This window comes from Rahnella bruchi (assembly GCF_003614975.1).
In the GTDB taxonomy this organism is placed as follows: domain Bacteria; phylum Pseudomonadota; class Gammaproteobacteria; order Enterobacterales; family Enterobacteriaceae; genus Rahnella; species Rahnella bruchi.
This window is the reverse complement of sequence record NZ_QZWI01000004.1, coordinates 219,746-230,176: the sequence shown is the minus strand read 5'-3', so window position 1 is coordinate 230,176 and position 10,431 is coordinate 219,746. Positions and strand designations below refer to the sequence as shown.

The 10,431-nt window shown below is 49.9% G+C and carries 8 protein-coding genes; 4 read left to right on the top strand and 4 right to left on the bottom strand.

What is annotated here, in order from left to right; genetic code table 11:
* The first annotated feature begins 78 nt into the window (after window positions 1-78).
* On the top strand, window positions 79-1,191 hold the full coding sequence (locus D5398_RS10835; RefSeq protein WP_120507635.1) for a dipeptidase: 1,113 nt from the start codon (window positions 79-81) through the stop codon (window positions 1,189-1,191).
* Between the two features lie 74 nt (window positions 1,192-1,265).
* Here the strand turns inward: D5398_RS10835 and ydgH are convergent, their stop codons facing one another.
* Window positions 1,266-2,219 (bottom strand): DUF1471 family protein YdgH, encoded by a 954-nt coding sequence (gene ydgH / locus D5398_RS10830; RefSeq protein WP_120507634.1) that lies wholly within the window; start codon window positions 2,217-2,219, stop codon window positions 1,266-1,268.
* A gap of 536 nt (window positions 2,220-2,755) precedes the next feature.
* On the opposite strand from ydgH, the gene pntA reads away from it, so the two are divergent.
* Window positions 2,756-4,285: a Re/Si-specific NAD(P)(+) transhydrogenase subunit alpha gene (gene pntA, locus D5398_RS10825; protein WP_120507704.1), complete on the top strand. Its 1,530-nt coding sequence runs from the start codon at window positions 2,756-2,758 to the stop codon at window positions 4,283-4,285.
* Window positions 4,286-4,294: 9 nt separating this feature from the next.
* Entirely contained in the window at window positions 4,295-5,686 is a 1,392-nt protein-coding gene (pntB, locus tag D5398_RS10820) for a Re/Si-specific NAD(P)(+) transhydrogenase subunit beta (RefSeq protein ID WP_120507633.1), read from the top strand.
* A 79-nt stretch (window positions 5,687-5,765) separates the two neighbouring features.
* Here pntB and uspE read toward each other — a convergent pair whose 3' ends face one another.
* Together uspE and D5398_RS10810 are read right to left on the bottom strand one after the other, a co-directional pair.
* Entirely contained in the window at window positions 5,766-6,725 is a 960-nt protein-coding gene (gene uspE / locus D5398_RS10815) for a universal stress protein UspE (protein WP_120507632.1), read from the bottom strand.
* 155 nt (window positions 6,726-6,880) lie between these two features.
* Window positions 6,881-7,636 (bottom strand): FNR family transcription factor, encoded by a 756-nt coding sequence (locus tag D5398_RS10810; RefSeq protein WP_013575564.1) that lies wholly within the window; start codon window positions 7,634-7,636, stop codon window positions 6,881-6,883.
* A gap of 420 nt (window positions 7,637-8,056) precedes the next feature.
* Here D5398_RS10810 and D5398_RS10805 point away from each other — a divergent pair, with 420 nt between their 5' ends.
* Window positions 8,057-9,082, top strand: coding sequence for a TerC/Alx family metal homeostasis membrane protein (locus D5398_RS10805; protein ID WP_120507631.1), 1,026 nt, complete (start codon window positions 8,057-8,059; stop codon window positions 9,080-9,082).
* Window positions 9,083-9,160: 78 nt separating this feature from the next.
* Here the strand turns inward: D5398_RS10805 and D5398_RS10800 are convergent, their stop codons facing one another.
* Complete coding sequence (locus D5398_RS10800; protein ID WP_112288685.1) at window positions 9,161-10,381, bottom strand: glycosyltransferase family protein; 1,221 nt, start codon at window positions 10,379-10,381, stop codon at window positions 9,161-9,163.
* Between the last annotated feature and the right edge of the window lie 50 nt (window positions 10,382-10,431).

The following is a 10,431-nucleotide window of genomic DNA, read 5'->3' as shown; positions in this document are numbered from 1 at the left end:
ATTTCACACTGTGAGTGCACCCTGGCTGAACAAATCTCCGTTGTCTTAGTCATGCTCAATCAAAGGTAGACCTTTTTTATGAATAACGTAGCGCACGGAACTGAAGAATTAATGCCGGTTTTTGATGGACATAACGATGTTTTGCTACAACTTTGGAACGAACATCGTCAGGATCCTGCACAGACATTCCTTCAGGGACCCGCCAGCGGACAATTAGACCTGCCGCGCTGTCGTGACGCAGGCTTTGCCGGCGGGCTTTTCGCCGCCTGGGTGCCTGCCCCTGAAGTAGATCTAGCAAAAGGCGTGCCTGATCGTACTGTGGACACCCGTTTTCTGCCGGAAGGTACTCAAAAGCATCCTGATTTTTCCCCGACACCTTCTTTCGATTTTGCACGTGATGTCACATTTGGCATGATGGCGTTCCTGCTCAGAATCGAAGAACAGTCGCAGGGAAAGGTGAAAATTTGTCGTACCGCGCAGGAAATCAGACAGTCGATAGATAACCATGCATTAGCTGTGGTTATGCATATCGAAGGGGCGGAAGCGATAGATGAGGATTTATATAATCTGGATGTGCTTTACAGCATGGGGCTGCGTTCTCTCGGGCCGGTCTGGAGTCGCCCAAACATTTTCGGCGAAGGCGTGCCGTTCAAATACCAGACGTCGCCCGACACCGGCCCTGGGCTGACAGATGCGGGTATCCGGTTGATCAAAGCCTGTAACCACAAACGCATCATGATTGATTTGTCTCATCTGAATGAAAAAGGCTTCTGGCAGGTGGCTGAACTGAGCGATTCGCCGCTGGTCGCCAGTCATTCCAATGCTTACAGCATTTGTCCGCAGTCGCGCAATCTGACTGATAAACAGCTCGGCGCAATCAAAGAGAGCAGCGGTTTTGTCGGACTGAACTTTGCGGTGCCATTTCTGCGCGAAGACGGCAAACGCAGCGACGATACCGGTACAGACATCATGGTGCGTCACGTGGATTATCTGGTTGAACATCTGGGCGAAGACGGCGTGGGCTTCGGTTCAGATTTTGACGGGGCGTCTATGGCACCGTTTTTGAAGGACGTGCGCGGTTTACCTGTGCTGGTAGAAGCACTGCGTAAAGCGGGATACGGTCAGGCGCTGCTGGAGAAAATCTGCTACAAAAACTGGATTAATGTTCTGGAAAGAACCTGGGGAAAATGAGCGTCTGAAAGGGCGGTTATCCCAAAAGAAAAGGCAGCCATAAGCGCTGCCTTTTTGCTGTTTGCGGCTCAGACTTATTTGAAGAAGTCTGCGCTGACGGTGAGGTTGCCACCGCTTTTGTTCTGCCACTGGCGGGTAATGTGGTAGAACTTGGCGCCTTTGGCAGCAGCACGGTTCGCCACTTCCTGCGAAACGTCCGTGGTGCTGTTGAAGTGACCGGTAAAGGTCGTGGAATCAAACGGCACCATCTGGGCAGCGGTCACGTCATTCACTTCCTGAATTTTCGCGCCGTTGGTTGCTGTGACAGTGTAACGTTTACCGGTAGAAGACTGAGTTTCAAAGAAACGGCCTACGTCACGGCTTGGACTGCCGGAAGACGCCACGCCCGGGATTTCAACTGTCTTCGCTGCGGCACCACCGGCAGCCAGTGCTGCTTTACCGGCTTCAGAATCAGCAGGGATAGCATCAGGCGACTGAACCACGCGTTTTGGCGCATCTTTCTTATAAATAAACGCGGTGATGTACTGGTTGCCGCCGCTGTTGGCATCAATCTGGCGCACGATGAAGAAGGAGTCAGCCCCTTTCTCTTTCGCCGCTTTCGTAATGGCATCGTTAACGTCTGGCTGACTGCGATAGAAACCGCTGACAGTCACAGTATCAAAAGGCTCGAGTCCGTAAGCGACATCTTTCGGCAGTTCTACCACGCCATTAATGACGCGATAGTGTGGATCTTTGCTCACTTCCGGCGCATCTTTTTTATAGATATCTGCAACTACACGCCAGTTACCGCTATTGTTAGAGCTGTTGGTATCCTGAATATAAAAATAATCTGCACCCAGCGTATCGGCTCGGCGGGACACGGCATCAGCCGCATCGCCCAGCGTGTTGAAACGCCCGGTAATAACAATGCGATCAAAAGGCTTAATGGCTGCAGCTTTCTGCGGGCTAATTTCCTGCGCGGCATGTGCAGCCGACAGCGCAGAAACAGAAAACAGGGCCGATGCGATGATCGTTTTTGTCAGCTTCATAAAAAATCCTTTCACCTTGCGCAGTAATGTTGAAACGTGCTGAATTCTTGATGTGTAACAGGTTAGCGGCCGATTATTGCATGTAACAATGCCGAGTGTCTCAGCAATTTATGGCAATAATGCGAGCGGCATCGACAATAACCGCTACTTTTTAAACCAGGCATAACTTATATAAGTTTGTTGAATAATCCAAGTAGTGAAATAAATGTTAATTATTCACTATTTTCTAACTTTTATGCCCTACCAGAGCGGGTTATGGTAGGTAAATCCTCAGTGATAGATCGGGTTTATAGCTGGTTATCAGGTGGATTAAAGGCCTGTTTACTCAGGTTTGCAGCAGGTTTGCGGCCCATATCAATTTTTTTATTATTAATTGTCTGACTATCGCTGTGATACGTAGATTATTGATTAGATATTCAGTAGGTTATAAGCAGCCTGAAAAATACAAACCGGAAGCTAATATTAACCGGCAGGCGTGAAGTTGAATTGTTATGACGATGACACAAATCATCAATGAAAAGGGTGAAGGGAATACTATGCGTATTGGTGTACCAAGAGAGCGGTTGACCAATGAAGCCAGGGTTGCAGCCACGCCGAAAACGGTGGAGCAGCTGCTTAAACTGGGCTTTACGGTCGCTATCGAACAAGGAGCCGGTAAATTAGCCAGCTTTGACGATGCAGCTTATGAACTGGCGGGTGCATCTGTCGTCAGCGGCGATGATGTATGGCAATCAGATATCGTTTTAAAGGTGAATGCGCCTGAAAACGGTGAAATCGATAAATTACAGGCAGGCACTACGCTGGTCAGTTTCATCTGGCCTGCGCAAAATCCTGAGCTGATCCAAAAACTGGCTGACCGTCAGGTGACGGCAATGGCAATGGATTCTGTGCCACGCATTTCCCGCGCACAATCTCTGGATGCCCTGAGCTCAATGGCTAACATCGCCGGTTATCGCGCGATTGTGGAAGCCGCCCATGAATTTGGTCGTTTCTTCACCGGGCAGATCACTGCTGCGGGTAAAGTGCCGCCGGCAAAAGTCATGATTATCGGTGCCGGTGTTGCTGGCCTGGCTGCCATCGGCGCAGCAGGCAGTCTCGGTGCTATCGTCCGCGCTTTTGATACCCGTCCTGAAGTGAAGGAGCAGGTACAAAGTATGGGTGCGGAGTTCCTTGAACTGGACTTCGAAGAAGAAGCGGGCAGTGGTGACGGCTACGCTAAAGTGATGTCCGAAGCCTTCATTAAAGCGGAAATGGCGCTGTTCGCAGCCCAGGCCGAAGAAGTGGATATCATCGTAACTACCGCGCTTATCCCCGGACGTCCGGCACCGAAGCTCATCACCCAAGAGATGGTCGCCTCGATGAAACCGGGCAGTGTAATCGTCGATCTGGCGGCACAAACGGGCGGTAACTGTGAACTGACAGTGGCTGATCAGATTACCACGACCGAAAATGGCGTGAAAATTATCGGATATACCGATTTGCCAAGCCGTCTGCCGACGCAGTCTTCCCAGCTGTACGGTACCAACCTGGTTAATCTGCTGAAATTACTGTGCAAAGAGAAAAACGGCGAAATCGAAATCGATTTTGAAGATACCGTTGTACGCGGTGTGACGGTAGTAAAAGCGGGGGAAGTCACCTGGCCGGCTCCGCCGATTCAGGTATCTGCTCAACCTCAGGCAGCCAAAGCGGCAGAACCTGTGGCTAAAGTTGAAGCCAAACCGGTCTCTCCCTGGACCAAATTCATCATTATGGCCGTGGCCATCGTGCTGTTTGGCTGGTTGGCGAACGTGGCACCGAAAGAATTCCTCTCTCACTTCACGGTGTTTGCGCTGTCCTGTGTGGTCGGTTATTACGTAGTGTGGAATGTCAGCCATGCGCTGCATACCCCGCTGATGTCGGTAACGAACGCCATTTCAGGGATCATTGTGGTCGGTGCCGTACTGCAAATTGGTCATGGCGGATGGGTCAGCTTCCTGTCTTTCATTGCCGTGCTGATTGCCAGTATCAATATTTTCGGCGGATTCACCGTCACTCAGCGCATGCTGAAGATGTTTCGTAAGAACTAAGGGGAATATATGTCTGGGGGTTTAGTTACAGCAGCATATATTGTTGCCGCTATTCTGTTTATTTGCAGCCTTGCCGGGCTGTCAAAACATGAAACATCCAAGCAGGGTAACATTTTCGGCGTCACCGGGATGGCTATCGCGTTAATCGCGACCATTCTCGGGCCTGACTCCGGTAACGTTGGCTGGATCATTGTAGCCATGGTGATCGGCGGTGCGATTGGTGTTTATCTGGCACGTAAAGTCGAAATGACTGAAATGCCTGAGCTGGTTGCCATCCTGCACAGCTTCGTGGGTCTGGCAGCGGTTCTGGTGGGCTTTAACAGCTATCTGGATCACGGTGCTGTGCCGATGGAAGGGGTGATGGAAAACATCCATCTGACCGAGGTATTCCTCGGTATCTTCATCGGTGCTGTGACCTTCACCGGTTCGATTGTGGCATTTGGTAAACTGCGCGGGATTATTTCTTCCAAACCGCTGGCATTGCCACATCGTCATAAGCTGAATCTGGCGGCACTGGTCGTTTCTTTCCTGCTGATGGTGACATTTGTCCGCACTGAAAGCGTCGGCCTACAGGTTGTTGCGCTGCTGATCATGGCCGTGATTGCTCTGGCGTTTGGCTGGCATCTGGTGTCTTCCATCGGTGGGGCGGATATGCCGGTTGTGGTGTCGATGCTTAACTCGTATTCCGGTTGGGCAGCGGCGGCGGCGGGCTTTATGCTCAGCAACGATCTGCTTATCGTGACCGGTGCGCTGGTTGGTTCTTCGGGTGCGATTCTGTCTTACATCATGTGTAAAGCGATGAACCGCTCGTTTATCAGCGTGATTGCCGGTGGTTTCGGTACCGACGGTTCTTCTACCGGTGACGCTGAAGAAATGGGCGAGTATCACGAAGCGAGCGCCGAAGACGTGGCAGAACTGCTGAAAAACGCCAGCTCAGTGATCATCACCCCAGGCTACGGCATGGCAGTGGCTCAGGCACAGTATCCGGTTCACGATATTACCGCCAAACTGCGCGCCAAAGGCATCAAGGTTCGCTTCGGCATTCACCCTGTAGCAGGGCGTTTACCTGGCCATATGAACGTACTGCTGGCTGAGGCGAAAGTGCCTTATGACATCGTGCTGGAAATGGATGAAATCAATGACGATTTCAAGGATACCGATGTTGTATTGGTTATCGGTGCCAATGACACCGTGAACCCGGCAGCACAGGAAGATCCACGCAGTCCAATCGCCGGTATGCCGGTGCTGGAAGTGTGGAAAGCGCAGAACGTGATCGTCTTTAAGCGTTCAATGAATACCGGTTATGCCGGTGTGCAGAACCCGCTGTTCTTCAAAGAAAACACTCAGATGCTGTTTGGTGATGCCAAAGAAAGCGTTGAGAAAATCCTGCGCGCTCTGTAATTCCTGAGCCGTAATGTAAAAGGCCAGTCAGTTGACTGGCCTTTCTTTTGTGCGCTACTCAATGATTGTGTTCAGAAGATCACTCGTCGTCATCATCTTCATCGTCATCGGACGTGATCGGACATTCAAAATCATCCGGTTTGATGGCCAGCAAATCGCATTTCAGATGGTCGATCACCTGTTCGGTCGTATTCCCCAAAAAGGCGGCAGAAAGACCGGTGCGGCCAATCGCGCCGAGCACAACCACACCCGCCTGCAAATGCTCAGCAAGGTCAGGAATAACTTCTTCCGGCAAGCCTTTTTCCACGTGCGTGAATTTTTCGTCGAGCTGGAATTTCTGACGCAACGCTTTCATCGCAATCAGGTGCTGACCGCGGATAGCATCGTTATAGACGCTCGGGTCAAAGTCGGGCAGTTCGATGGCAATATTTATCGGTGTGACCGGATACGCGCCGACCAGATGGACTTCCGTCTGATTAACGTGAGAGGCCAGTTCGATGGTTTCTTTCACCAGTTTGATATTGAGCGGGTCGTGATAGGGTTCTTCGCTGGAAAGGTTGACGGCGACGACGGCTTTACCGCCTTCAGGCCACGGCTGGTCTTTCACCATCCAGACCGGGCAAGGGCACTTGCGCAGTAAATTCCAGTCGGTCGGTGTGAAAATCACGGATTCAAGACGGTCGTGCTGATGCGCCATTTTCAACAGCAAATCATGATTACCGGCGATCACTTCCTGAATAATGGCTTCGAAAGGTTTGTTGTGCCAGACCACTTTGACGTCGATGGGAATACCCGCTTCGGTATAATAACGACACTGTTCTTTAATCCATTCTTCCCGTTCGCTGATCACACTTTGTCGCATGCCGATTCGCTCGTCCGGCGAAAGCATGGTGGTCATCTCATAAGAGAAATCATAAATCGACAAAAAGGCTTTGATGCTGCCGCCATTACGTTGCACCAGATAAACGGCACGACGCAGCGCGGGTTGGTCATCCTGATTGGGGTCGATAGCAACGAGTAAATTCTGATACTTAGCCATGGGGACTCCTTAACACCTGTAAGAGAACGGCGGTCAGTGTATTAAGTACAGAGTAAACCAAGATTAAGCAATCGGATAGCGGAGAAATTGAGTCGGATCAACAAATTATTCCTTGATGATCCGACTCAATAATTGTCAGGCGGGCGCCTGGCAGATTATGCTGAGACCGGAGCAGACTGACCGGCTAACTGAGAAAGCATTTCATGATTCTCAATTGTGATGTATTTACCTTTAACACTCAGCATTTCTGATTTCTGGAAACGGCCAAGCAGGCGGCTGATGGTTTCCACAGTCAGGCCGAGGTAGTTACCGATATCGCCACGGGTCATCGTCAGGCGGAATTCGCGCTGAGAGAAGCCACGCTGAGCGAAGCGGCGGGAGAGGTTATAGATAAATGCAGCCAGACGTTCTTCGGCATTTTTCTTCGAAAGCAACAGGATCATGTCCTGGTCGCCTTTAATCTCACCGCTCATCAGACGCATCATTTGCTGACGCAGGTTCGGCATTTTACCGGACAAATCGTCCAGAGTTTCGAACGGGATTTCGCAAACCATTGAGGTTTCCAGCGCCTGAGCGAAGCTCGGATGCTGTAAGCCACCGATAGCATCAAAACCGACTAAATCGCCTGCCAGATGGAAACCGGTAATTTGTTCGTCACCTTGTTCGGTGATGGTATAGCTCTTGATAGTCCCGGAACGGATAGCGTAAAGGGATTTCAATTCATCACCGGCTTTAAACAATGCCTGACCTTTTTGGATCGGCTTTTTCCTTTCGATAATGTTATCGAGCTGATCAAGTTCATGCTCATTAAGCGTGAAAGGAATACAAAGCTGGCTAATGCTACAGTCCTGACAATGGATCGCACAGCCACCAGATTGGATACGTCGAATAATACGCTTTTCCGGGATCATAAGAGTCACTCTGGCAATATTGATATGGGTCAATTTTAACATCTTTTCGGCTGAGTGATAAGTAGCTTAAAGGAGCGAAAAGAGCGAAATGTTAAAAAACCCCGTTTTTAAAAGGTTTTTTTTAAATAAAAAATTGATCTCCACAAGCAATAAAGTGGAATTGAGAATCAATGAGGTTTAAATCTGGATCAATTTATTGGTGAGAACAATATTTCAGAAAGGGAAAATAAAGGTCTTGAATCAATTTATAGCGGGCTAAGAAAGATTTTTTTGCCCGTTTTGCTATATTTTGCCTCTGAAACAAGCCGCACAGGATTATGGCATAAACACCGAACCGGATCGACTTTGATACCCATTCTCGTCACAACCGCTTACAATGAGCCATTCGTTTAGCATTCGTTTACTTTTAGGAAAGGTGTCATGCAGTCTGATTCTCTGGGTTTTCCGCTTGAAACAACCCTTGTTTTTGTCGTCGTGGCAGTTGCCGCATTGTTAACTGACATCTTTGCTCACCGGAGTCACAAGCCCATAGGCCTGAAGAGCGCCTCTCTCTGGACTCTCTTCTGGGTCGCTGTTTCTCTGAGTTTTGCCGCATTTTTGTATGTCCATCATGGCAAAGAAGTCGCCAGCCTGTTCCTGACCGGCTATGCGCTGGAGCAGGTGCTTTCCATCGATAACTTGTTTGTCATTATGGCGATTTTCGCCTGGTTCAAAGTGCCTGACGGCTATCGTCACCGCATTCTGTACTGGGGCGTGATCGGCGCGATCGTATTCCGCGGGATTTTCGTGGTGATCGGCACCAGTTTGCTGGCGCTCGGACCCTGGGTCGAAATGGTGTTTGCCGTGGTCATTCTGTGGACAGCCATTCTGATGATGCGTGCCGGAAATGATGACGACGAAAATGATGACTACTCAGATCATATTGCCAACCGACTGGTTCGCCGCTTCTTCCCGGTGTTTCCAAAACTGGTCGGCCCGTATTTTCTTGTCAGCAGTGAACAGGTCGAAGCTGAACTGGCTAAGCCGGAAAATCAGGGTTTCAGCTTTACGGTAAAAAAGGGCGTGCGTTATGCGACGCCGTTGCTGTTGTGTATTGCCGTGGTAGAGATTTCTGACCTGATGTTCGCATTCGACAGCGTACCCGCAGTGATTGCGGTCAGCCGCGAGCCGCTGATTGTATATTCCGCGATGATGTTTGCTGTACTCGGTTTACGAACAATGTATTTCGTGCTCGAGGCATTGCGTAAGTATCTGGTACACCTTGAGAAGTCCGTGATTTTCCTGCTATTTTTTGTAGCAGCAAAACTGGCACTGAACTCCAGCAATCATCTGTGGCATCACGGGATTGAAATCAGCGCATTAGCCAGCCTTTACGTGGTGCTGGGCGTTCTGGCGCTGGGCATTATTGCCAGTTTGCTGTTTCCCGGCAAAAAAGAATCCGCATAAAATTTCATAACATTTTGGTATAAAAAAACGCTGCGGATGCAGCGTTTTTGCGTTGTACGGGAAGAAAAATCACCGGCGCTATACGTCGCCCTCGTTATCCTTTTCCACTGCTTCATGAATGCGGTCCAGCATATCCGGGAAGGCTGACTGCACGCGGCTCCAGCTCGGGATAAACGGTTTCTCGCTTGGCGTATCCACAAATGCCTGACCGGCTTCCATAATCGCGCCGGAGAACAGTTCCACGGCAGACTCCTCGCTGTGGCGGTCAAAAGACAGTCCGTTCATTTTGGCGTCATTTTCAAATCCATCAATCATATCCAGCGCATTACGATAGTAAGTGGCCTTCAGGATGCGGAAGGACTCGCTGGTGATATTCACGCCAAGAATTGCCATCTTGCGGTAAAGCGCTTTGGTGATATCAATACTCATGCGTTGCAGGCCGTTAGTCGCATCATCTTCAGACATCGGCTGGTGTTTATGATCGTAGGTATCGGCGATATCAACCTGACAAATACGCTTGGTCGCCGTATTACGATGAAGTTCTGAAAGCACGCCGATTTCCAGCCCCCAGTCGCTCGGGATGCGCAGATCATTCAGGATGTCCGTGCGCATAGCAAATTCGCCGGAAAGTGGATAACGGAAGGTGCGCAGGTATTCCAGAAAGTCAGAATGACCGTAAACAATTTGCAGCGATTTCAGTAACGGGAAGACCAGAAGACGTCCCACGCGGCCATTGAATTTTCCGTCGGCGACGCGGGCGTAATAGCCTTTACAGAAATCGTAATGGAAATTCGGATTGGCCACGGGATACATCAAACGAGCCAGCATATCGCGGCTATACGTGACAATGTCACAATCATGCAGCCCGACCACCGACGTGCGCCGCGATGCCAGCGTATAACCGGCGCAGAACCACACGTTGCGGCCTTTGCCTGGTTCATTCGGAGAAAGATTTTCTTTCTTCAGCTCTTCATCCAGCGCTTTCAGGCGCGGACCGTCATTCCATAAAATACGGTGGCGCTGCGGAAGGCGGGAGAAAAATTCACGGGCAAATAAAAACTGATCGCGGTCTGCGCGATCTAAACCAATAACGATTTCTTCCAGATAGGGGACTTTTGTCAGTTCGTCCACAATGCGGGTCAGCGCCGGACCTTCAAGTTCCGAAAACAAAGAAGGTAATATTAAACCCATCGAACGGCGGCCTGAAAAAACCTGCAAATCGTATTCCAGTTCTTCGACTTTGCGGTTTGTCAGATTATGAAAATTGGTAATGACTCCATCCTGATAAAAATCGCTCATACGGTATTCTCCAATTTTAGAATAGATAAAATTATTGGAAGTCTTCTCTG